Below are 25502 nucleotides of genomic sequence, written 5' to 3'. Positions count from 1 at the left end.
TGATAACACCTCGCCGTTAAAATAAGCCAAACAGCTCGATTTATTCGCTGTTTGGCTTTTTATTTTCATTGAAATCAAGCAATTAAATTTAATTCCGTTCCCCAAACCGCACTTTGGCTATTTTATTTATTTGACAAAATTAACCTCCGTTTGATTTATATCAATGAGCCTAAATCCCTTTTCACTAAGATAAACAAATTAAATAACTATAAATGATTAATTCTTAAAGGGTATTTTATGAGTGTGAAAGGTTGGAGTAAAAGGAAAATCGTTTTATTCGGCGGATTGTGTTTGCTGTCGGGGGCGTTGGCATTGTGGCTTACCCAAGGGGTTTTCCACCAAACCAATTCGACCGAATTTTGTGTCAGTTGCCACTCAATGAGCGTGGCGAAAGAAGAGTGGGAAGGCAGCGTGCATTTCGCTAACCGCAAGGGAATCCGCGCCGAATGCGCCGATTGCCATGTGCCGCCGGACAGTTGGCATTATGTCAAAGCCAAAGTGATGGCGCTGAAAGATGTGTGGGGCGAGATCACCGGCAAAATCCCCGATGCGGAGGCCTATGAAGCGCACCGTTTGGAAATGGCGCAAACGGTGTGGAAAAACATGAAAGAACAAGACTCCTCAACCTGCCGCACGTGCCACAAAACCGACGCTTGGATTTTAGGCGAACAATCCGAACAGGCGCAAACCATGCACAAACTGGCTGACGAAACCAAGCAGACCTGTATCGACTGCCATAAAGGCTTGGTGCATTTTATGCCGGATGTGCCGACCGACGCGAGCGCGGCAAGTGGCGAATTAAGCAAGCATGGCGGCGATTTCAGCCGTGCCGATACCGCACTTTATGCCTTGGCGATCTCCCCCGCCAAAACCGCAAACGGCGAAATCCGCTTAATGCCGTTTGCCAAGCTAAGCGAATGGAAACAAGAGGGCGATACCGTCCATGCCGTAGTGAGCGGCTGGCAACAAGCCGGCGCAGAAAATCTGCTGTATCAACAAATGGGCAAGCGCATTCTTGTCGGGGTGTTGGATGATAATGCCAAAACCGATGTCAGCGTGCTCAACAGCGTACACGATACGGTGACGAATTCCGATTGGCGGCAAGTCAAGCTCACGCTTTCCCTGCCTAAAACGGCGCTGACAGCCAATCTGGACGCGCTCAATGCTTATGGCAAAAGCTTGGATCAAACCCATTGCAGCACTTGTCACGCGACGATTCCGGCGGATCACTACACCGCCAATCAGTGGGTCGGGGTGATTAATTCGATGAAAGACCGCACTTCGATGAGCGAAGCGGAAGTGCGCGCAGTAACGATTTATTTGCAACGCTTGGCGAAAGATATGCCGTCAACGGCAACGTCTAACGCCCATTAATGTTATCTATTACGCCCATCATCATAGGAGAGGCAACATGAGTCATACGAAAAAAATTAATAACAGCCGTCGTTCATTTCTGAAAAACACCTCGTTAGGTTCGGTCGGGCTTGCTGCAAGCGGCGGTATCGGCGGCAACCTATTGCTATCGAATAAAGCGGCGGCGGCAGAAAGCAGCACGGTGATGTCCGCCGCGCACTGGGGTCCGATTGGTATTGTGGTTGAAGACGGCAAAGTGGTGAAATCCGGACCGGCAATTGAGCCAACCATCGCCAATGAATTGCAAACCGTGGTCGCCGAACAAGTCCATAGCGATGTGCGGGTGAAATACCCGATGGTACGCAAAGGCTATTTGGAAAATCCGGGCAAAAGCGACACCACTTTGCGCGGGCACGATGAATGGGTGCGCGTTTCCTGGGAAAAAGCCTTGGAATTAGTCCATAACGGGCTAAAACAGGTACGCGATACCCAAGGCCCGTCCGGCGTATTTGCCGGTTCTTACGGTTGGTATAGCTCCGGCGCCCTGCATGCCAGCCGCACGTTATTACACCGTTATATGAACCTGACCGGCGGTTTTGTCGGCACCAAGGGGGATTACTCCACCGGCGCGGCGCAAGTGATTATGCCGCATGTGTTGGGCACGATTGAAGTCTATGAACAGCAAACCAGCTGGGAAGTGATTCTGCAACATTCCGAGATTGTCGTCTTATGGTCGGCAAACCCGATGACGACCCTGCGTAATGCCTGGACGTCAACCGATCAGCAAGGCACGGATTATTTCAAAAAACTGAAAGAAAGCGGTAAACGGGTGATCTGTATCGATCCGGTACGCAGTGAAACCTGTGACTATCTGGGCGCAGAATGGATTCCGATTAATACGGCAACCGACGTGCCGTTAATGCTGGCAATGGCACACAGCTTGATTAGCGCGGACAAACAAGATAATGATTTCCTGAAAAAGTACACCGTCGGTTATGATAAATTTGAAGCCTATGTACTCGGTAAAGGGGAAGACGGCGTGGTGAAAGACGCAACTTGGGCAAGCCAAATTTGTGGCGTACCCGCCGAGACAATTAAACAACTGGCGTTAGATTTTGCCGGCAAGCGCACCATGTTAATGGGCGGCTGGGGCATGCAACGCCAACGCCACGGCGAACAAACGCACTGGACATTAGTCACCTTAGCTTCCATGTTGGGGCAAATCGGCTTGCCGGGCGGTGGCTTCGGCTTGAGCTATCACTATGCCAACGGCGGCGTGCCAACCGCAACCGGCGCGATTTTAGGCGCGATTTCCGCCAATACTTCAGGCGAAAGCGGCGGGCAAACCTGGCTGGACGAAACCAGCAAACTCAGTTTTCCACTGGCGCGCATTTCCGACGCCCTGCTCAATCCGGGCAAGGTCATTCAATATAACGGCACTGAAATCACCTATCCCGATCTCAAGCTGATTTATTGGGCGGGCGGCAATCCGTTTACCCACCATCAAGACACCAACACCTTAATCAAAGCGTGGCAAAAACCGGATACGGTGATTGTGAATGAAATCTATTGGACGCCGACCGCACGCATGGCGGATATCGTATTACCGGTGACCACCTCGTTTGAGCGTAACGATCTGACCATGAGCGGCGATTATTCGATGTTGAATATCTTCCCGATGAAACAAGCGCTCGAACCGCAATTCGAAGCGAAAAGCGATTACGACATTTTCGCCGCCCTCGCCAAACTAGCCGGCGTGGAAGAGAAATTTACCGAAGGCAAATCGGAAATGGATTGGCTGAAAGGCTTCTATCAAACCGCTTATGACGCCGCCCGCAAAAATCGCGTCGTCATGCCGCGCTTTGAACAATTTTGGGAGGCGAATAAGCCAATCACCTTCAAAATCGGCGATAAAGCCAAACAATGGGTGCGTTATGCCGAATTCCGCGCCGATCCGTTACTTAATCCACTCGGAACGCCGTCAGGCAAAATCGAAATTTATTCCGATACCGTTGCCAAAATGGGCTACGACGACTGCAAAGGACACCCAAGCTGGCTCGTGCCGGAAGAGTACGCCGGCAACACCACTGCCGAAGCACCGTTGGCGTTGGTTACGCCACATCCATACTACCGCTTGCACAGTCAGTTGTGTTTCTCAACCGCACTTCGCGAAAAATACACCGTGAACGGACGCGAGCCGCTGTTGATCCACCCGGACGACGCACAAGCGCGCGGCATTGCCGACGGCGATGTGGTGCGTTTGTTTAACCGACGCGGACAAGTGCTTGCCGGCGCTGTCATTACGGACGGCGTGATCAAAGGTACGGTTGCCTTGCACGAAGGGGCGTGGTACGACCCTGCCGATTTAGGCACGGCAGAAAAACCGCTGTGCAAATTCGGCAATCCGAATGTGCTGACCATGGACATCGGCACATCTAAATTGGCACAAGGCAACTCGCCGAACACCGCGATTTTGCAAGTGGAAAAATACAGCGCCGACCTTCCGCCGGTGAGCGTATTCAGCGAACCGAAATACAGCAACGCGTAATATTGCGACCTTGATCCATTAACAAAAAAACCGCACTTTGCCTATCCAAAAGCAAAGTGCGGTATTGTTGAAAGGAAAAGCGTTTTCTTATTCTACGGTAACCGCTTTCGCCAAGTTGCGCGGTTGATCTACGTCAGTGCCTTTGATTAAGGCGACGTGATATGCCAGCAACTGCATGGGTACGGTGTAGAAAATCGGTGCCACCACTTCATCGACTTGCGGCATGGTGATGATTTTCATGTCCGGAGTCGAACTGAAACCGGCGTTTTCATCGGCAAACACATACAACTGCCCGCCGCGCGCGCGCACCTCTTCAATGTTGGATTTCAGTTTTTCCAGCAATTCATTGTTCGGGGCAACCACCACCACCGGCATATCGGCGTCAATTAAGGCTAACGGACCGTGTTTCAACTCCCCGGCGGCATAGGCTTCGGCGTGGATATAAGAAATTTCTTTCAGTTTCAACGCGGCTTCCATCGCAATCGGATAGTATTCGCCACGCCCTAAGAACAGGGTGTGGTGTTTTTCGGCAAAGTCTTCCGACAATTTTTCAATCGCGCCGTCAAAGGCTAACGCTTGTTCGATTTTTGCCGGCAGGCTCTGTAGCGATTTGATGATTTCACGCTCTTTTTCGGCAGGGATATTGCCGTTTAACTTACCAATCGCCAGCACCAACAACAACATGGTCGCTAATTGGGTGGTGAAGGCTTTGGTCGAAGCCACGCCGATTTCCACCCCGGCACGGGTCATAAACGCCAAGTCGGATTCGCGCACTAAAGATGAGCCTGATACGTTACAAATCGTCATCGCCGACATATAGCCTTTTTCTTTGGCAAGGCGCAATGCCGCCAAGGTATCCGCCGTTTCGCCGGATTGGGAAAGCGTTAATAACAGGCTGTTCGGACGGGTGACGAATTTACGGTAGCGGAATTCGGAGGCGATTTCCACATCGCAACTCACGCCTGCCAACGCTTCGAACCAATAACGCGCCGCCATCCCGGAATTGTAGGACGTACCGCACGCCACGATTTGCACGTGTTCCACTTTTTCCAAAATTTCACGCGCACCGTTGCCGATACTTTCGATAATCACGCTGTCATTGGCTATCCGCCCTTCCAAGGTGTTCACAATCGCGCTCGGTTGCTCGAAGATCTCTTTCTGCATAAAGTGGCGATATTTGCCTTTTTCCGCCGCGTCATTTTCCAGATTGGATTCGTGTACCTGACGTTCGACTTTTTCACCGTCACGGCTATAAATATCAATCTTGCGACGGCTGATTTCGGCAATATCGCCCTCTTCCAAGAAGATAAAACGGCGGGTGACGCTTAACAACGCCAGTTGGTCGGAGGCTAAGAAATTTTCGCCCAAGCCCAAGCCGATCACCAACGGACTGCCGGAGCGTGCCGCAATCAGGTGTTCCGGCTGTTCACGGTGCAACACCACCATGCCATAAGCCCCGGTCAGCTGTTGCACGCTTTTTTGCACCGCTTCCAACAAACTGGCCGAAGTGCGGTTTTCCCACGCCACCAAATGCGCGATCACTTCGGTATCGGTTTGCGAAGTGAAGGCATAACCGCGCGCTTGTAAGATTTCACGCAGCTCTTCGTGGTTTTCGATAATGCCGTTATGCACCACGGTAATATCGCCCGAGACGTGCGGGTGCGCATTGGCTTCCGACGGTTCGCCATGGGTCGCCCAACGGGTGTGCGCAATGCCTGTGCCGCCGATTAACGGCTGTTTTGCCACGGCGTCGTCCAACGCTTTCACTTTGCCTAAGCAGCGCACACGTTGTAAATTATGCCGCTCATCCACCACCGCGACCCCGGCAGAATCATAACCGCGGTATTCCAAGCGGTGTAAACCCTCGATTAAAATTTCCGCCACATCACGTTGGGCAACTGCCCCGACGATTCCACACATCGTTTTTTCCTCTATTTAGTCATAAAAAAATAATAAAAAATCAGTTTGCCGCAATTAATCAGCCGCTATCCGTTTACCAGCACGACGTCCACATTCTGCCGTTCGATTTGTTTGATGATCTCGGCACTTATGCCATTATCAGTCACCAACACATCAATTTGCTCCCAACTTAACTCCAAATTCGGCATTTTGCGGCCGATTTTTTGCGACTCGACCATCACCACCACTTCACGTGCGGTCTCCGCCATCACCCGGCTCAAACCGACCAATTCGTTAAAGGTGGTCGTGCCGCGCGTTAAATCAATGCCGTCCGCACCGATAAACAGTTGGTCAAAATCATAAGAACGCAATACCTGCTCGGCAACCTGCCCCTGAAACGATTCGGAGCGGATATCCCAAGTGCCGCCGGTCATCAACAAGGTCGGCTCGTTTTCCAGTTCAGTCAGTTGATTGGCAACCGCCAACGAATTGGTCATCACCACCAAACCCTGTTTCGGATTCAGCTGTTTGATTAACGCCGCGGTGGTGCTGCCGGAATCAATGATAATCCGGTTATGGTCACGAATGCGATCGGCGGCGGCTTGGGCAATTGCCAGCTTGGCTTGGGAAAACGGCTCATCGTGTTCATCCGATAAAATCTCACTCGGCATTAATACCGCCCCGCCATAACGACGCAACAGCAAGCCGCTGCCTTCAAGTGCGGTCAGATCCTTACGAATCGTCACTTCCGAAGTATTAAAATGCTGCACCAGCCGCTCGACCGACACCTCGCCCTGCTGCTGCAACAGTTGCATAATCAAGTGACGGCGTTGCGTGCTATTTCGCTTTGACACAATATCTTTCCAAACGGTTACATTAAGTTTCGGTTCGGAATTATATAGGGATAAATACGCGAGTGCAACCTTATTTCGCCCATCAAGCCATCAATTGGAGCAATAAGTAAGGAAAAGAGGCGGGTTAAAATTCAGACATAAAAAAAACCCTGTAAACTTACAGAGGTTCTTCAATTCGGGACTATCGGTGATTATTTGATAGCATCTTTCAGTGCTTTACCGGAAACAAACGCAGGCACTTTAGCCGCTGCAATTTGGATTTCCTGTCCGGTTTGCGGATTACGGCCGGTACGGGCTTGGCGTTGGTTTACTTTGAAAGTACCGAAGCCGATTAATTGAACCGGATCGCCAGCCTTCAAGCTGTCAGTAATCGCTGTTAAAGTCGCTTCTAAAGCCGCTTTAGCTTGTTTCTTGTTTAACTCTGCAGCAGATGCAATTGCATCAATTAATTCTGCTTTATTCATAAGATAGTACCCCTTGTTATTGGTGTTTAAGTTAAGCTTTTGTATGGATTGAATATCTGGATATTCTTGGTGCAATAGCTGTCTAAAAACAGTATGGTAAGATTAATCTAAGTTGCTTGAGATTGAAAGCCATAAATCACTAAAATTTGTGAAAAATCACACTTATTGTTCAATTTTTATGCCGATATTGCTAATTCCCTCTTCCCTCAATTCGTTTTTCAGGCTTAACAACAGTTCGACATCGCGTTCTTCCGCTTCATTCAGGGTGCGGTAAATCAGCCACTGCACGTCCAACTCCTGTTGAATGTCGTCCGCTTGCTTCAATGCCTGCTCGTTCAAAGTGCGGTCCTGCTCGGTTTCCAACAACGCCGCAACGGTTTGCAACGAGAGTTTGCTGACCAAAATCGCCTGCTCCAAGCTCGAGCCGGAAATAATGGCGTGCAGGGTGTGCGATAAACCTTCGCAGGCGTCCGCCGCCGGGAACACACCGTAAAAATCATATTGATTCACATCGGGGATAATCGCCTCCAATTTCTCCAATTGCGATTCGAAATTGATTTTCGCCCCTTTCACCGTCAGGTATTCCCACACCAAATTGAGGATATTGTGATACACCTTGCTGTCCTGCCCTTTGCCTTGCATGTGGCAGAACAGTTGAAAATTAGGATACATGCGCTCGCACAGGCACAGCATAAAAGCCAAATGCTGCCAGGTTTCGAAATGCTCTAAGCGTTTTTGGATTGGATTGCGCATGGGTTATTTCTCCGTAGCATGGAAAGGTTGTGAGAAACGGTGTACTGCATCGACCAGATAAGCCGGACTTTGCTGCGGTACGTCTTGATGAATGCCGTGTCCCAGATTGAAAACGTGTCCGCTGCCTTGCCCGAAGTCACTCAAAATCTGCCGCACTTCCTGTTCGATCCGCGTTTTATCGGCATATAGCACGCTCGGATCCATATTGCCCTGCAATGCGACTTTATGTCCGACCCGTGCGCGCGCCTGCGCCAAATCTACCGTCCAATCCAAACCGAGCGCGTCACAGCCGGTTTCCGCCATCGCTTCCAGCCACAACCCGCCGCCTTTGGTGAACAAGGTGATCGGCACACGACGCCCACGGTACTCGCGGATTAAGCCGTCCACGATTTTGTGCATATATTGCAACGAGAAATCACGGTAATCGCGGTGCGCCAACACGCCGCCCCAGGTGTCAAACAGCATTACCGCTTGCGCGCCGGCTTTAATTTGGGCATTAAGATATAAAATCACGCTGTCCGCCAATTTATCTAATAATTGATGTAGCAAGTGCGGTTCGGCATACAGCATTTTTTTGATTTTGGTGAAGGCTTTGCTGCTGCCGCCTTCGACCATATAGGTTGCCAAGGTCCATGGGCTGCCGGAAAAGCCGATCAGCGGCACGCTGCCGTCAAGTGCGGTATGAATGGTGCGCACCGCGTTCATCACATATTGCAACTCCTGCTCCGGATCGGGAATCGGCAGATTGGTAACATCGCGTTGGTTTTCAATTGGGTTGGCAAATTTCGGGCCTTCGCCTGCGCCAAAGCTCAAACCTAAGCCCATCGCGTCGGGAATCGTGAGAATATCGGAAAACAGAATCGCCGCGTCCAACTCATAACGGCGCAACGGTTGTAACGTCACTTCACAGGCGAGCTCCTGATTGCGACACAGCGCCATAAAGTCCCCGGCCTGCGCACGGGTGGCTTTATATTCCGGTAAATAGCGTCCTGCCTGGCGCATCATCCAAATCGGAGTCATATCGACCGGTTGGCGCAATAACGCACGCAAATAACGATCATTTTTTAATTCAGTCATGGGTTTTCCTTATTGTTGTTCTTAGTTATTCTTTTGCTGCGCTTCAGCAGCACAAATCCGTTGGGTCAGTTCAATCAGTTTACGCGCAATCGTGCCCACCGGCGGCAAGTGCGGTAACTCGGCATTATAGCGAAACCAACGTGCGTCATTCAGTTCTTCCGGCTGAATGCAAATCTCGCCGCCGGCATAATCCGCCAAAAAGCCGAGCATTAATGAATTAGGGAATGACCACGGTTGGCTGCCGATATAACGTAGATTTTTAATTTTCAAACCGCTCTCTTCAAACACTTCACGTTCGACGGTCTGTTCTAAGGTTTCGCCTACTTCCACAAAACCGGCAAGAGTGGTGTAAATTTTTTCTTCACGGTGGCGCACATGGTTCGCCAGTAGAATCGAGTCGCCGTTGCGCACCGCCACGATAATCGACGGTGCGATCATCGGGTAAGTGCGGTGCTGGCAAAGGGTACACTCCACCGCCCATTCCTGCGGAGTCAGCGCCACGGTTTTGCCGCCGCACACGCCGCAAAAACGGTGGGTTTTCCAAAAATAATTGAGCGCTACGCCGCGATTGAGCAAATTAAAAATTCGTTCCGGCAATACCAATTGATCGCGCAGAGAAAAATAGTCGCGGGTATCGTCAAACTCCTGCACCAACCACAACGGCAGATCACGATATTCGCCGATCACCATGCCCCGTTGTTCGGTTAAAGCAAGCGTTTGCGCCGTGCCGTGCGGCAATTCGCCTTGTTGTAAATAAATGCGGCTGCCTTTAGTGAGTAACCAATAACCGAAATCATGGGATTGTAGCTGTTGCATGATCGCTCCGCCTGATAAAAATTGATGTCATTATAAAGCATTATTAGCCGTAACGCATAAAAAAACCCAAAGTGCGGTTCGGCACTTCGGGTCTTGTTCATCGGATAATCACGCGATTATTCAAATTCAGCCATGTTCAGCATTTCGGCTAGGTTTGCCGTTGCTTCGTCGGCATCGAATTTGCTGTCGATCTCCTCCAACGGTACATTTGCGGCTTTAGCGGCACCTTTGCCGTTATGACGGTTTTGGTGATACATATAACCCGTACCCGCCGGAATCAGACGACCGACGATCACGTTCTCTTTCAGACCGCGCAACTCGTCGCGTTTACCGGCGACCGCCGCTTCGGTCAAGACGCGGGTCGTTTCTTGGAACGACGCCGCTGAAATGAAGGATTCGGTTGCCAATGACGCTTTGGTGATACCCAGCAATTCGCGTTCGAATTCCACCGGCGGTTTGCCTTCGGCCGCACGCTGACGGTTAACGATTTTCACGCGCGCCACTTCGACCTGCTCCCCTTCGAGGAATTCGGAGTCATGCGCTTGGGTGATAATCCCTTTACGCAACATTTGACGCACGATGACTTCGATGTGCTTATCGTTAATTTTTACCCCTTGTAAACGGTAAACTTCCTGCACTTCGTTGACGATATAATCGGTTACCGCATGGATACCACGCAGACGCAGAATGTCGTGCGGTGTTTCCGCCCCTTCGGAGATGATATCGCCACGGGAAACCAATTCGCCCTCGAATACGTTCAGCTGACGCCATTTCGGGATCATTTCTTCGTATACTTCCCCTTCGCTCGGGGTAATCAACAAGCGGCGTTTGCCTTTGGTCTCTTTACCGAACGACACGATACCGGAAATTTCCGCCATAATCGCAGGCTCTTTCGGTTTACGCGCTTCGAACAAGTCGGCAACGCGCGGCAAACCACCGGTGATATCTTTCGTTCCGGCGGATTCTTGCGGAATACGCGCCAACGGTTCACCGATACTGATTTCCGCATTGTCGTCCAAAGTTACAATCGCCTTACCCGGCAAGAAGTATTGTGCCGGCACGTCTGTACCCGCGATTAATACCGGATTACCTTTGGCGTCAACGATACGCAACGCCGGACGCAAATCTTTACCTGCGGTCGCACGTTCACCTACATCTTGCACCACCACGGAAGACAAGCCTGTCAATTCATCGGTTTGGCGGGTTACGGTGATACCGTCGATAATATCAACGAATTCCACTTTCCCCTCTACCTCTGAGATAACCGGCATGGTATGCGGATCCCAGTTGGCGATGATTTCACCGGCATTCACGTCGTTACCGTCGTTTTTGCTTAAGATCGCACCGTAAGGCACTTTATAGTTCTCTTTGGTACGACCAAACGCATCGATCACCGTCAATTCGGTATTACGCGAGGTAATCACCAATTTGCCGTCTTTGTTGGTCACGAATTTCGCATTGGCTAAACGAATGCTACCGTTGTTTTTGATCTGAATGCTGGATTCGGATGCCGCTCTGGATGCCGCCCCCCCGATGTGGAACGTACGCATGGTTAACTGTGTACCCGGTTCACCGATAGATTGCGCCGCAATAACCCCGACGGCTTCACCGTTATTGATGATGTGTCCGCGCGCCAAGTCACGTCCGTAACATTTGGCACACACGCCGAAATCGGTGCTACAGGTTACCACTGACCGCACTTTAATGCTGTCAACCGAGTTCGCGTCGATCACATCACACAGTTTCTCGTCAATCAAGGTGTTACGCGCGATTAAAACTTCGTCCGTACCCGGAATTAAGACATCTTCCGCCACCACGCGTCCCAATACGCGATCACGCAAGGCTTCTTTCACATCACCACCCTCGATTAACGGGGTCATGACGATACCTTCTTCCGTGCCGCAATCGTCTTCGACGATCACCAAGTCTTGCGCCACGTCAACCAAACGACGGGTCAAGTAACCGGAGTTCGCGGTTTTAAGTGCGGTATCCGCCAAACCTTTACGCGCCCCGTGGGTAGAAATAAAGTACTGTAATACGTTCAAACCTTCGCGGAAGTTTGCGGTAATCGGCGTTTCGATAATCGAACCGTCCGGACGCGCCATCAAACCACGCATACCGGCAAGCTGACGAATCTGCGCCGCAGAACCCCGCGCCCCAGAATCCGCCATCATAAAGATACTGTTGAAGGAGGCTTGTTTTTCCAATTCGCCGTCACGGTTCACCACTTCTTCGGTCGACAAGTTTTCCATCATCGCCTTGGCAACACGCTCATTCGCCGCCGCCCAAATATCGATTACTTTATTGTAACGCTCGCCGGCGGTAACCAAACCTGATTGGAACTGCTCTTGAATCTCTTCAACTTCGCTTTCCGCCGCAGAGATGATCTCATTTTTCTGTTCCGGGATCACCATATCGTCAATACCGACCGACGCTCCCGAACGTGCCGCATAGGCAAAACCGGTGTACATGATTTGGTCGGCAAAGATCACGCTGGATTTCATGCCCAACAAACGGTAACAGGCGTTGATTAAACGCGAAATCGCTTTCTTGCCCAATGTTTGGTTGAACAGCTCAAACGGCATGCCTTTCGGCGCAATCATCCACAGGATCGCACGTCCGATAGTGGTGTCCGTCAGCGTCGTGACCGCTTCAAACTCATTACTGGACGATTTCACATATTCGGTGATCCGCACTTTAACCCGCGCGTGCAGCTCCGCTTGCCCGGTGCGATAGGCTTTCTCTGCTTCCAATGGATTTTGCAGGTACATGCCTTCGCCTTTGGCATTCACTTTTTCGCGGGTCATGTAGTACAGCCCCAACACCACGTCTTGCGACGGAACAATGATCGGCTCACCGTTCGCAGGTGATAAGATATTGTTGGTGGACATCATCAACGCGCGCGCTTCCAATTGCGCTTCCAACGTTAATGGCACGTGTACCGCCATTTGGTCTCCGTCGAAGTCGGCGTTAAACGCTGCACACACCAACGGGTGTAACTGGATCGCTTTACCTTCGATCAACAACGGTTCGAACGCTTGAATCCCCAAACGGTGCAAGGTCGGCGCACGGTTCAATAAGATCGGGTGTTCGCGGATAACATCGGCTAAGATGTCCCAAACAATCGCGTCTTCACGCTCAACCATTTTCTTCGCCGCTTTAATCGTCGAGGCATAACCTTGGCTTTCTAATTTGGCATAGATAAACGGACGGAACAGTTCCAACGCCATTTTTTTCGGCAGACCGCATTGGTGCAAGTGCAGGTATGGACCGACGGTAATCACCGAACGGCCGGAGTAATCCACACGTTTACCCAACAGGTTTTGACGGAAACGCCCTTGTTTGCCTTTAATCATGTCGGCAAGGGATTTCAGCGCACGTTTGTTTGAACCGGTGATCGCACGACCGCGGCGACCGTTATCTAACAATGCGTCAACAGATTCTTGCAGCATTCGTTTTTCGTTGCGCACGATAATATCCGGCGCAACCAAATCCAACAGGCGTTTTAAACGGTTGTTACGGTTGATCACGCGGCGATACAAATCGTTCAAGTCGGAAGTGGCAAAACGCCCGCCGTCCAACGGCACTAACGGACGCAGATCCGGCGGTAATACCGGCAATACGGTCAGCACCATCCACTCCGGATTGTTGCCGGATTGGATAAAGGCTTCCAACAGTTTCAACCGTTTGGTGATTTTTTTACGTTTGGTTTCGGAACTGGTTTCTTGCAACTCTTCACGCAGGGTTTCGCACTCGTGCGCCAAATTCATTTGTTGCAATAAATGTTGGATCGCTTCCGCCCCCATTTTGGCTTCGAATTCGTCCGCCCAACGGTCTTCCGCGTCCATAAACTGTTCTTCGGTCAATAATTGACCGCGTTCCAAATCGGTCATGCCCGGTTCGGTTACGATATAGCTTTCGAAATACAGCACGCGCTCGATATCACGCAACGGCATATCTAACAATAAACCGATACGGGACGGCAGCGATTTTAAGAACCAGATGTGTGCCACCGGCGAGGCTAACTCGATGTGCCCCATACGCTCACGGCGTACTTTGGTTTGCGTCACTTCCACACCGCACTTTTCACAGATCACACCGCGATGTTTTAAGCGTTTGTATTTGCCGCACAAGCATTCGTAGTCTTTGACCGGTCCGAAAATGCGTGCGCAGAATAAACCGTCACGTTCCGGTTTAAACGTACGGTAGTTAATGGTTTCCGGCTTTTTCACCTCACCGAACGACCATGAACGGATCATGTCGGGAGAAGCCAGCCCAATTTTAATCACATCAAAATCTTCTGATGATTTTGTTTGTGCTTTCAAAAACTTAACTAAGTCTTTCACAGATTTGCTCCTGTCGGAGTTAAACTTAATTCAAGTGCGGTCTGACCGCACTTGAGCATACTTTCTAGCGTTACGGCTATCGCTTATTGGTTTTCGTCCAAGTCAATGTTGATACCCAAAGAGCGGATCTCTTTCAGCAAGACATTGAAGGATTCCGGCATACCCGGTTCCATTTGGTGCGCGCCGTCCACAATGTTTTTATACATTTTGGTACGACCGTTCACATCATCGGATTTCACGGTCAGCATTTCTTGCAGGGTATAAGCGGCACCGTAAGCCTCAAGTGCCCATACTTCCATCTCCCCGAAACGTTGTCCCCCGAACTGGGCTTTACCACCCAACGGTTGCTGGGTAACCAAGCTGTACGAACCGGTTGAACGGGCGTGCATTTTGTCGTCAACTAAGTGGTTCAATTTCAGCATATACATATAGCCGACAGTAACCGGACGTTCGAATTTCTCACCGGTACGGCCATCAAACAAGGTGATCTGACCGGAGGTCGGCAGATCCGCCAATTGCAACAAGCCTTTGATTTCGCTTTCGTGCGCACCGTCAAATACCGGTGTCGCCAACGGCATACCTTTGCGCAGGTTTTGCGCCAAGCGAATCACTTCGTCATCGCTGAAAGTGGCTAAATCCACTTGTTGTGACGCGTCGCCCAAGTCATAGGCGCGTTGGATATAGTCACGCAATTTGGCAACCGACTGCTGTTGTTTGATCATCGCATTGATCTTGTCGCCGATTCCTTTCGCCGCTAACCCTAAGTGGGTTTCCAAAATCTGACCGATGTTCATCCGCGACGGTACGCCCAACGGGTTCAACACGATATCAACCGGCTGTCCGTTTTCATCATACGGCATATCTTCAACCGGGTTAATTTTCGAGATAACCCCTTTGTTACCGTGACGACCCGCCATTTTATCACCCGGCTGGATTTGACGTTTCACCGCCAAATAGACTTTCACGATTTTCAGCACGCCCGGTGCCAAATCGTCGCCTTGAATGATTTTATTGCGCTTGATTTCCAGTTTGCGTTCAAATTCTTTGCGCAACTCTTCGTGCTGTTCTGCCAACTGTTCCAATTGGTTCTGTTGGTTTTCGTCCGCCAGCGATTGCGCTAACCATTGGGTCCGCGTTTGTTTATCCAACTGCTTCTCATCGAAACCGTTATTTAACAACAGATTACGCACACGGGTGAACAGACCGGCTTCCAAGATTTCCAGCTCTTCCACCAAGTCTTTCTTGGCTTGTTTCAACTGCATTTCTTCGATTTCAAGCGCGCGTTTGTCTTTTTCCACGCCATCACGGGTGAAGACTTGCACGTCGATCACCGTACCGGAAACGCTGTTCGGCACACGCAAAGAAGAATCTTTCACATCAGACGCTTTCTCGCCGAAGATCGCACGCAACAATTTTTCTTCCGGCGTTAATTGGGTTTCACCTTTCGGGGTGACTTTACCCACCAGAATGTCGCCGCCTTTCACTTCCGCACCGATATACACAATGCCAGATTCGTCCAGTTTGCTCAGTGCCGCTTCACCGACGTTAGGAATATCGGCGGTAATTTCTTCCGCACCTAACTTGGTATCACGCGCAACCGCAGTCAATTCTTGAATGTGAATGGTGGTGAAACGATCTTCTTGCACCACGCGCTCGGAGACTAACATCGAATCTTCGAAGTTATAACCGTTCCATGGCATAAACGCCACGCGCATATTTTGACCTAACGCCAACTCCCCTAAATCGGTTGATGGGCCGTCCGCCAACACTTCACCGCGCTCAATCGGCTCGCCCAGAGCAATACAAGGCACTTGGTTGATACAGGTGTTTTGGTTAGAACGGGTGTATTTGGTCAGGTTATAAATATCAATCCCGGCTTCGCCCGGCACGGTTTCGTCTTCATTGACTTTAATCACAATGCGTGACGCGTCAATGTATTGCACATAACCCCCGCGTTTGGCAACCACGGTTACCCCAGAGTCCACCGCCACCGCTTTCTCGATACCGGTTCCGACTAACGGTTTATCGGCACGCAAAGTCGGCACGGCTTGCCGTTGCATGTTCGCCCCCATCAAGGCACGGTTAGCATCGTCGTGTTCCAAGAACGGAATCAATGCCGCTGCGACAGACACCACTTGTTGGGTGGAGATATCCATATAGTGAATTTCATCGGCTTTATATAAACCGGACTCACCGTGTTCCCCACGACAGGTCACAAAGGTGTCGGTAAAGCGTGAATTTTCATCTAAGTTGGAGTTCGCCTGAGCAATCACATATTTGCCTTCTTCAATCGCTGACAAATATTCGATCTCTTCCGTCACTTGCCCGTTGACCACTTTACGGTACGGGGTTTCCAAGAAGCCGTAGTCGTTAGTCCGTGCATACACCGATAATGAGTTGATCAAACCGATGTTCGGACCTTCAGGGGTTTCAATCGGACAAACACGGCCATAGTGAGTGGCGTGAACGTCACGCACCTCAAAGCCGGCACGCTCACGGGTCAAGCCGCCCGGCCCTAACGCAGAAATACGGCGTTTGTGGGTCACTTCCGACAATGGGTTGTTCTGATCCATAAATTGCGACAACTGGGAAGAGCCGAAGAACTCCTTCACCGCGGCGGAAATCGGCTTGGCGTTAATCAGGTCTTGCGGCGTTACACCGTCCAAGTCGCCCAATGACAAACGCTCTCTGACCGCTCTTTCCACACGCACCAAACCGATACGGAATTGGTTTTCTGCCATTTCACCGACCGAACGGATACGACGGTTGCCCAAGTGGTCGATATCATCGACTTCACCGCGACCGTTACGGATCTCAATCAGTTTTTTCATCACCATCACAATGTCGTCATTGCTCAGGATACCGCTGCCTTCCCCTTCGGGAATATTCAAAGAGCGGTTGAACTTCATACGACCGACCGCAGACAAATCATAGCGGTCACTGGAAAAGAACAGATTATCAAATAACGATTCCGCCGCTTCTTTGGTCGGTGGTTCGCCCGGGCGCATCATGCGGTAGATTTCAACCAACGCACTCAAACGATCATAAGACGGATCGACACGCAAGGTTTCAGAAATATACGGACCGTGATCTAAGTCGTTAGTGAACAGCACTTCGATGGTTTTGTAACCGGCTTGGCTCAACTTCGCCAGCATTTCCAAGCTGATTTCACTGTTGGCACTGCAAATCACTTCGCCACTCTCAAGATCGATATAATCTTTTGCAACGATTTTGCCGACAATGTATTCGGTCGGAACAACCACTTGAGAGATATTGTCTTTTTCTAATTGGCGGATATGACGCGCGGTGATACGACGGCCGCGTTCGACATAGACCGTGCCGTTGGCTTCGATGTCAAAACTGGCGGTTTCACCACGCAAACGCTCCGGCACGAGTTCCATCATCAGTTTGTTGTCTTCAATTGAGAAATTCACTTTCTCAAAGAACAGTGCCAAAATTTCTTCGGTGGTGTAGTTCAACGCGCGCAGAATAATGGTCGCCGGCAATTTACGGCGGCGGTCGATACGCGCAAACAGGTTATCTTTCGGATCAAATTCAAAATCCAACCACGAACCACGGTAAGGGATAATGCGTGCGTTATACAGCACTTTACCGGAAGAGTGGGTTTTGCCTTTGTCGCTGTCGAAGAATACGCCCGGACTACGGTGTAATTGCGATACGATAACACGCTCAGTACCATTGATCACAAAAGTCCCGTTATCGGTCATCAATGGGATCTCACCCATATAGACATCATTTTCTTTGATGTCTTTTACCGTACCCGGCGCAGCGTCGCGATCGTAGCTGACTAAACGCAGTTTCACTCTTAACGGCGCAGAATAAGTTGTCCCACGGATTTGACATTCACGCACATCAAATACTGGTTCACCTAACTTATAGCTCACATACTGCAACTCGGTGCTACCGTTATTGCTGACAATCGGAAACACGGAACGAAACGCAGCTTCCAGACCTTGCTGGCCTTCCGGATCTTGCTGAATAAATTTATCGAAAGAATCGATTTGGATTGTTAATAAATAAGGTACATTTAAAACTTGTTGGCGTTTGCCAAAGTTTTTACGAATACGTTTTTTCTCGGTATAGGAGTAAACCATAGGGTTCCTCTGCTCGCTGATCGGTGACCCAAAATTCGCGCACACTTGCGATCAAATTAACAAGGTGGCAATGCTATCGATACCGTTTGTTGGTACCGCACTTTCACTTTTTTGCCGGATTAACGGCAAAACTTCTGGTGCAGGCTCGATAAAATCAATAATCACTATTTTATCAAGCAGTTATAGAAATAAAAAAACGGCATATTTACTTCTATTTTTTAAAGGCACAAAATGGCTAGCAGTCTAAACCACTAGCCATTCGCCTTTAAACAGGCTATAAACTAAATAAAATTAATTATTTAAGTTCAACAGAAGCGCCTGCTTCTTCTAATGCTTTTTTCAGTTCTTCAGCTTCAGCTTTAGAAATGCCTTCTTTCAGAGCAGCCGGTGCAGATTCAACTAAGTCTTTCGCTTCTTTCAAGCCTAAACCGGTTGCACCACGCACTGCTTTGATAACAGCAACTTTGTTAGCACCGGCCGCAGTTAAGATAACGTCGAATTCAGTTTTCTCTTCTGCCGCTTCTGCCGGACCTGCTGCTACCGCTACAGCCGCTGCTGCTGCAGAAACACCGAATTTTTCTTCCATTGCAGAAATTAATTCTACGATTTCAGTTACAGTTTTAGAAGCAATCGCTTCAATGATTTGTTCGTTAGTTAATGACATAACAATCAATTCCTAAAGTAAATAAATTAAACGAGGTAAGAAACGCAATTAAGCGGCTTCTTGTAATTTGTCGCGTAACGCCGCAAGAGTGCGAGCAAGTTTGCCTGCTGCAGCTTCTTTCATAGTACCCATCAAACGTGCGATTGCTTCGTCGTAAGTCGGCAATGTTGCTAAGAATTCAACATCTTGGATTTTACCTTCGAAAGCAGCACCTTTGATTTCAAACTTATCGTTCGCTTTTGCGAAATCTTTGAACAAACGTGCAGCTGCACCCGGATGTTCATTAGAAAAAGCGATAAGTGTCGGACCGGTCATCACGTCTTTTAAACACTCGTAGTCAGTGCCTTCTACCGCGCGACGTAATAAAGTATTACGCACAACACGCATATTAACACCGGCTTCACGCGCGGTTTTACGCAATTCAGTCATTTTATCTACAGTTACACCGCGAGAATCCGCGATCACTGCCGATAGGGCACCTTTGGCTGCTTCGTTTACTTCAGCAACAATTGCTTGTTTGTCTTGAAGATTTAATGCCATTGGCTTATAGCTCCTGAATACACTCCGGTTTCCCGGATTTAAATTCCCCGATATGCAAGCACATCAGGACGTTCTTCGGTGCGCAGAAGCAGAAAATTTCCATCATTCTGTTCACCATCTACGCAGGATAATTAAGAAATTACCTGAGTTCCCCCCACAGCAACTTCCCCTGCGGTCTTGGATGGGGCTTGAATAAGGTCAAGCACCAACCAGAAGTTTCCGTCTAAAATACAAACGGAAAATAAGGGGAGGATTATATATATAATCCGTTCCCCTGTAAAGTTTTTATTAGTTCAAGCTGGTTTGATCGATAGTCACGCCTGCGCCCATCGTGGTGGACAAGCTCACTTTCTTGATAAACACGCCTTTAGACGAGGCTGGTTTCGCTTTGACTAATGCCGCCAATAAGGCTTCCAAGTTTTCTTTGATTTGTGCAGTTTCAAAACTGACTTTACCGATAGTGGTATGGATAATACCATTTTTGTCATTACGGTAACGAACCTGACCGGATTTGGCATTTTTAACCGCTTCCGCCACGTTAGGGGTCACCGTGCCCACTTTCGGGTTTGGCATTAAACCGCGCGGACCTAGGATTTGACCTAATTGACCCACAACACGCATTGCATCCGGAGAAGCAATAACCACGTCGAAGTTCATTTCGCCTTTCTTGACTAATTCGGCCAAGTCGTCCATACCGACTAAATCTGCACCGGCTTCTTTCGCCGCGTCTGCATTTGCACCTTGAGTGAATACGGCAACGCGCACTTCACGGCCGGTACCGTGTGGTAACACGGTTGCGCCACGCACGTTTTGATCGGATTTACGTGCTTCGATACCTAAGTTTACGGCAACATCAACGCTTTCAACGAATTTTGCCGTTGCCAATTCTTTTAACAATGCAACCGCTTCGTTGATTTCGTATGCTTTAGTTGAATCGACTTTCTCTTGGATCGCTTTCATGCGTTTGGTAAGTTTAGCCATCTGATTAGTCCTCCACTACCAAGCCCATTGAACGAGCGGTACCTTCAATAGATTTCATTTTGGTTTCGATACTCGCACCGGTCATGTCTGCTGCTTTTGTTTCAGCGATTTCTTGGATTTGTTGACGAGTCACTTTACCTACTTTCTCTTTGTTTGGTTTACCTGAACCAGACTTAACGCCAGCGGCTTTTTTCAGCAATACTGCTGCCGGTGGCGTTTTGGTGATAAAGGTGAAAGAGCGGTCTGCATAAACCGTAATAACCACAGGAATCGGTAAGCCTTTTTCTAAGCTGTCTGTACGCGCGTTGAACGCTTTACAGAATTCCATGATGTTCACACCTTGCTGACCTAACGCAGGACCAACCGGTGGGCTTGGGTTTGCCATACCAGCCGCAACTTGCAGCTTAACGTAGGCTTGTACTTTCTTTGCCATTTTAGTTTCCTCTTGGTGGGTATAACGCAAGTTTCCTTGCTTCCCTGTTTAATAAAGTGCGGTATTCTAATCAAACACCGCCTACTTTTCAAGCATTTTAAAACTAAAATACTTGAGAAATTCTGAATACGTTTGGCTGAATTAAACCGCTTTTTCCACTTGACGGAATTCCAACTCGACCGGGGTAGCACGTCCGAAAATCGATACCGAAACTTTTAAGCGGCTCTTGTCGTAATCCACTTCTTCCACCGTACCGTTGAAGTCCATAAACGGCCCTTCGGTAACACGCACTTCTTCGCCCGGTTGGAATAGTGTTTTCGGTTTCGGTTTGTCACCATCTTGTTGCAAGCGGTTCAGGATCGTATCCGCTTCACGATTTGAAATCGGCGCCGGTTTATCCGGTGTACCGCCGATAAAGCCCATTACACGCGGCACGCTGCGTACTAAATGCCAGGTTTCGTCGTTCATTTCCATCTGGACTAACACATAGCCCGGGAAGAATTTACGTTCGCTTTTACGACGTTTACCGGCAACATTTTCAACCACTTCTTCGGTCGGCACTAACACTTCGCCGAATTGATCTTCCATCTTATGCTGTTTGATATATTCGATTAACGTTTTCGCGACACGACCTTCAAAGCCGGAAAAAGCCTGTAGCACATACCAACGTTTTTTAGGTGCAGTATTCTCACTCATAAATTAAAATCTCAAGTTGGTTAAAAACGAAATCACGGCAATAATAAGGGAGTCAAATCCCCACAACACTAATGAGGCAACCACTGTTACGCCAAATACGATTAACGTTGTTTGGGTGGCTTCAGACCGTTTAGGCCATACGATTTTTCTTAATTCGCCGCGGGACTCTTTGAAATAAGCAACTGCTTTTTTACCTTGGTTGGTGATTGCCGCCAATCCTAGTGCTGCCGCCATTAAAATCACCATCGCCACAACACGAATTGCCAACGCAAATTGATCGGCAAAGTAGGTGTTGCCGACAGCTGCAACAATAATCAACAAGACAGCCAAAATCCAAAGCAGATTGTTAGTTGCTTTACTTTTGCCCTCATGACTTTCAATAAGTTGTTGTTTTTTAATATTTTCTAAACTCATGCTTTTTATCTATCCGACTCAGTGAATAACGGTATAATTTTGAACGAGCGATTGTAGCATTTTCTTTGTGGATTGGGTAGTTGGATTATCGGCAAAAGCGATAATTTCTTGGCTTATTGCGCGTGGACAGATCGAAAAAAGGCACTCGAAAGTGCCTTTTTGCTCGTTTGTGCTTGCAAACATCAATTATTTGATGATTTTCGCCACAACGCCCGCACCAACGGTACGACCACCTTCGCGAATCGCAAAGCGTAAGCCTTGGTCCATCGCAATCGGGTGAATCAGGCTGACAACCATTTTGATGTTGTCGCCAGGCATAACCATTTCCACGCCTTCCGGTAACTCGATTGTACCGGTTACGTCTGTGGTACGGAAATAGAATTGCGGACGGTAGCCTTTGAAGAACGGAGTATGACGACCGCCTTCATCTTTAGACAATACGTACACTTCTGATTCGAAGTCAGTGTGCGGAGTGATTGAACCCGGTTTCGCCAAGACTTGGCCACGTTCGATTTCTTCACGTTTGGTACCACGCAACAACGCACCGATGTTCTCACCCGCACGACCTTCGTCTAACAGTTTACGGAACATTTCAACACCGGTAACGGTGGTTTTGGTGGTGTCTTTGATACCGACGATTTCAACTTCGTCACCGGTACGTACGATACCGCGCTCAACACGACCGGTAACTACCGTACCACGGCCGGAAATGGAGAACACGTCTTCGATTGGTAACAAGAACGGTTGGTCGATCGCACGCTCCGGCTCAGGGATGTAAGTATCCAAGTGCTCTGCCAATTCGATGATTTTCGCTTCCCACTCAGCGTCGCCTTCCAACGCTTTCAGCGCAGAACCGCGTACGATTGGGGTATCGTCGCCCGGGAAATCGTATTGAGACAGAAGCTCACGCACTTCCATTTCAACCAGTTCCAACAACTCTTCGTCATCAACCATGTCGCATTTGTTTAAGAATACGATGATGTAAGGCACGCCTACTTGGCGACCCAACAGGATGTGTTCACGAGTTTGTGGCATTGGACCGTCAGTTGCCGCAACAACCAAGATCGCGCCGTCCATTTGCGCCGCACCGGTGATCATGTTTTTCACATAGTCAGCGTGTCCCGGGCAGTCAACGTGCGCATAGTGGCGGGTAGGGGTGTCGTATTCAACGTGTGAGGTGTTGATGGTGATACCACGTGCTTTTTCTTCCGGCGCGTTATCGATTTGATCGAATGCACGCGCGGCACCGCCGTAGGTTTTTGCCAATACGGTTGTGATTGCAGCGGTTAAAGTTGTTTTACCATGGTCAACGTGGCCGATTGTTCCCACGTTAACGTGCGGTTTTGTACGTTCAAATTTTTCTTTAGACACGATTAAGTTTCCTTATCTGAATTCTACAAGCCTTACGGCTTGTAGATTTGTTTAACAATATTACTTCGCTTTGCGTGCTTCAATTACAGCATTTGCCACGCTGGTCGGTGCTTCGGCATACTTCAATGGTTCCATTGAGTAAGACGCACGACCTTGGGTTTGCGAACGAAGGTCTGTTGCATAACCAAACATCTCTGAAAGTGGAACTTCAGCATTGATTTTGACAACAAATTCATTACTTTCTTGACCGTTCACTAACGCACGACGACGGCTCAAGTCACCGATTACATCACCCACATAATCCGGTGGTGTTTCAACTTCAACTTTCATGATTGGCTCAAGCAATACCGGTTTTGCTTTCATATAACCGGACTTGAACGCCAAAGAGGCAGCCAATTTAAACGCCAACTCAGAGGAGTCAACATCATGATAAGAACCGAAGTGTAAACGGACACCCAGATCAACGACAGGATAACCTGCCAACGGACCGGATTTCAATTGTTCTTGAATACCTTTATCAACCGCAGGGATATATTCGCCAGGGATTACACCGCCTTTGATTTCATTCACGAACTCATAACCAGGACCTTCCGGCTCCAATGGATACAGGTCAATCACCACGTGACCGTATTGACCACGACCACCGGATTGTTTCGCGTGTTTACCTTCAACATCTTTAACGGTCTCGCGAATTGTTTCACGGTAAGATACTTGTGGTTTGCCGATGTTTGCTTCGACTTTAAATTCACGACGCATACGGTCAACCAAGATATCCAAGTGTAATTCACCCATACCGGAGATGATGGTTTCACCCGACTCTTCATCAGTGTGAACACGGAATGACGGATCTTCTTGTGCCAAACGACCTAAAGCGATACCCATTTTTTCTTGGTCAGCTTTGGTTTTCGGTTCAACCGCAACAGAGATTACCGGCTCTGGGAATTCCATACGCTCAAGAATAATCGGCGCATTTTGGTCACATAAAGAATCACCGGTACCCACATCCTTCAAACCGATAGCCGCAGCGATATCGCCCGCGCGAACTTCTTTGATCTCTTCACGTTTGTTCGCGTGCATCTGTACGATACGACCGAAACGCTCACGTTTTTGTTTCACGGAGTTGATTACGGTATCGCCGGAGTTGATTACACCGGAATACACACGGAAGAAGGTCAGGTTACCCACGAACGGGTCAGTTGCAATTTTAAATGCCAAAGCAGAGAACGGCTCGTCATCAGACGGGTGGCGCTCACCTTCGGTGTCATCTAAGTTGATACCTTTGATCGCAGGAACGTCTGTCGGCGCCGGTAAATATTCGATTACCGCATCTAACATCGCTTGCACACCTTTGTTTTTGAACGCAGAACCACAAGTTACCAAGATGATTTCATTGTTCAGCGCACGTTGACGCAGACCGCTTTTGATTTCTTCTTCGGTCAGCTCTTCGCCGCCCAAATATTTTTCCATCAACTCTTCAGAGGCTTCCGCCGCAGCTTCGATTAGGTTTTGTTGCCATTCTTCGGCTTCTGCCAGCAATTCAGCCGGAATATCTTCGTAAGTGAACGTCATACCTTGATCGGCTTCATTCCAGTTGATCGCTTTCATTTTGACTAAGTCGATCACGCCTTTGAAGTTGTCTTCAGCGCCTACCGGCAGCTGTAAAGGCACGGCATTACCGCCTAAACGTGCTTTGATTTGCTCAACCACACGCAGGAAATTGGCACCGGTACGGTCCATTTTATTTACGAACGCGATACGCGGAACTTTATATTTGTTTGCTTGGCGCCATACTGTTTCAGACTGAGGTTGTACGCCGCCTACCGCGCAATACACCATTACCGCACCGTCAAGTACACGCATAGAACGCTCTACTTCGATAGTGAAGTCAACGTGTCCCGGGGTGTCGATAACATTAATACGGTGTTGAGGGAATTGGTTTGACATTCCGCTCCAGAATGCTGTTGTTGCAGCGGAAGTGATGGTAATACCACGCTCTTGTTCTTGCTCCATCCAGTCCATGGTTGCTGCACCGTCATGTACTTCACCGATTTTGTGACTTACACCGGTATAGAACAGGATACGTTCGCTGGTGGTTGTTTTACCCGCATCGATATGAGCACTGATACCGATATTACGATAACGCTCAATTGGAGTTGTTCTAGCCACGATTATTTCCTC

The 25502-nt window shown here is 49.1% G+C and carries 18 protein-coding genes; 2 read left to right on the top strand and 16 right to left on the bottom strand.

Annotated elements, in window-relative coordinates; translation table 11 throughout:
* Positions 1–237: 237 nt before the first annotated feature.
* Entirely contained in the window at positions 238–1374 is a 1137-nt protein-coding gene (locus ACQ31U_RS06490; RefSeq protein ID WP_431054241.1) for a NapC/NirT family cytochrome c, read from the top strand.
* Positions 1375–1411: 37 nt separating this feature from the next.
* Entirely contained in the window at positions 1412–3901 is a 2490-nt protein-coding gene (gene torA / locus ACQ31U_RS06485) for a trimethylamine-N-oxide reductase TorA (protein ID WP_431054240.1), read from the top strand.
* An 87-nt stretch (positions 3902–3988) separates the two neighbouring features.
* On the opposite strand, the gene glmS is transcribed toward torA, so the two are convergent.
* From glmS to fusA, 16 genes are all read right to left on the bottom strand, one after another.
* Positions 3989–5821 (bottom strand): glutamine--fructose-6-phosphate transaminase (isomerizing), encoded by a 1833-nt coding sequence (gene glmS, locus ACQ31U_RS06480; RefSeq protein ID WP_431054239.1) that lies wholly within the window; start codon positions 5819–5821, stop codon positions 3989–3991.
* A 65-nt stretch (positions 5822–5886) separates the two neighbouring features.
* Complete coding sequence (locus ACQ31U_RS06475) at positions 5887–6654, bottom strand: DeoR/GlpR family DNA-binding transcription regulator (RefSeq protein WP_431054238.1); 768 nt, start codon at positions 6652–6654, stop codon at positions 5887–5889.
* A gap of 191 nt (positions 6655–6845) precedes the next feature.
* Positions 6846–7118 carry an HU family DNA-binding protein gene (locus ACQ31U_RS06470; protein ID WP_084256904.1) on the bottom strand — a complete coding sequence of 91 codons (273 nt, stop codon included), beginning with the start codon at positions 7116–7118 and terminating at the stop codon, positions 6846–6848.
* A gap of 162 nt (positions 7119–7280) precedes the next feature.
* On the bottom strand, positions 7281–7871 hold the full coding sequence (locus ACQ31U_RS06465; protein WP_431054237.1) for a YjaG family protein: 591 nt from the start codon (positions 7869–7871) through the stop codon (positions 7281–7283).
* Between the two features lie 3 nt (positions 7872–7874).
* The gene (gene hemE / locus ACQ31U_RS06460; RefSeq protein ID WP_431054236.1) at positions 7875–8948 is read right to left on the bottom strand and encodes a uroporphyrinogen decarboxylase; all 1074 of its coding nucleotides are present in this window, start codon (positions 8946–8948) and stop codon (positions 7875–7877) included.
* A gap of 21 nt (positions 8949–8969) precedes the next feature.
* The gene (gene nudC, locus ACQ31U_RS06455) at positions 8970–9764 is read right to left on the bottom strand and encodes an NAD(+) diphosphatase (RefSeq protein WP_431054235.1); all 795 of its coding nucleotides are present in this window, start codon (positions 9762–9764) and stop codon (positions 8970–8972) included.
* 116 nt (positions 9765–9880) lie between these two features.
* Positions 9881–14110, bottom strand: coding sequence for a DNA-directed RNA polymerase subunit beta' (gene rpoC, locus ACQ31U_RS06450; protein ID WP_431054234.1), 4230 nt, complete (start codon positions 14108–14110; stop codon positions 9881–9883).
* 83 nt (positions 14111–14193) lie between these two features.
* On the bottom strand, positions 14194–18225 hold the full coding sequence (gene rpoB / locus ACQ31U_RS06445) for a DNA-directed RNA polymerase subunit beta (RefSeq protein ID WP_431054233.1): 4032 nt from the start codon (positions 18223–18225) through the stop codon (positions 14194–14196).
* 295 nt (positions 18226–18520) lie between these two features.
* On the bottom strand, positions 18521–18889 hold the full coding sequence (rplL, locus tag ACQ31U_RS06440) for a 50S ribosomal protein L7/L12 (protein ID WP_431054232.1): 369 nt from the start codon (positions 18887–18889) through the stop codon (positions 18521–18523).
* A 48-nt stretch (positions 18890–18937) separates the two neighbouring features.
* A complete protein-coding gene (gene rplJ / locus ACQ31U_RS06435; protein ID WP_431054231.1) occupies positions 18938–19429 on the bottom strand; it encodes a 50S ribosomal protein L10 in 492 nt (163 codons plus the stop codon).
* Between the two features lie 288 nt (positions 19430–19717).
* The gene (rplA, locus tag ACQ31U_RS06430) at positions 19718–20410 is read right to left on the bottom strand and encodes a 50S ribosomal protein L1 (protein ID WP_431054230.1); all 693 of its coding nucleotides are present in this window, start codon (positions 20408–20410) and stop codon (positions 19718–19720) included.
* Positions 20411–20414: 4 nt separating this feature from the next.
* Entirely contained in the window at positions 20415–20843 is a 429-nt protein-coding gene (rplK, locus tag ACQ31U_RS06425; protein WP_034617235.1) for a 50S ribosomal protein L11, read from the bottom strand.
* A 141-nt stretch (positions 20844–20984) separates the two neighbouring features.
* Complete coding sequence (gene nusG / locus ACQ31U_RS06420) at positions 20985–21539, bottom strand: transcription termination/antitermination protein NusG (protein ID WP_431054229.1); 555 nt, start codon at positions 21537–21539, stop codon at positions 20985–20987.
* 3 nt (positions 21540–21542) lie between these two features.
* Complete coding sequence (gene secE / locus ACQ31U_RS06415; RefSeq protein WP_431054228.1) at positions 21543–21953, bottom strand: preprotein translocase subunit SecE; 411 nt, start codon at positions 21951–21953, stop codon at positions 21543–21545.
* Positions 21954–22139: 186 nt separating this feature from the next.
* Positions 22140–23324 carry an elongation factor Tu gene (tuf, locus tag ACQ31U_RS06410; RefSeq protein WP_431050653.1) on the bottom strand — a complete coding sequence of 395 codons (1185 nt, stop codon included), beginning with the start codon at positions 23322–23324 and terminating at the stop codon, positions 22140–22142.
* A gap of 60 nt (positions 23325–23384) precedes the next feature.
* On the bottom strand, positions 23385–25490 hold the full coding sequence (gene fusA / locus ACQ31U_RS06405) for an elongation factor G (protein WP_431054227.1): 2106 nt from the start codon (positions 25488–25490) through the stop codon (positions 23385–23387).
* Positions 25491–25502: the final 12 nt, after the last annotated feature.

The organism is Testudinibacter sp. TW-1 (assembly GCF_050613185.1).
GTDB lineage: Bacteria > Pseudomonadota > Gammaproteobacteria > Enterobacterales > Pasteurellaceae > Chelonobacter.
This window is presented reverse-complemented; position numbering and strand designations above follow the sequence as displayed.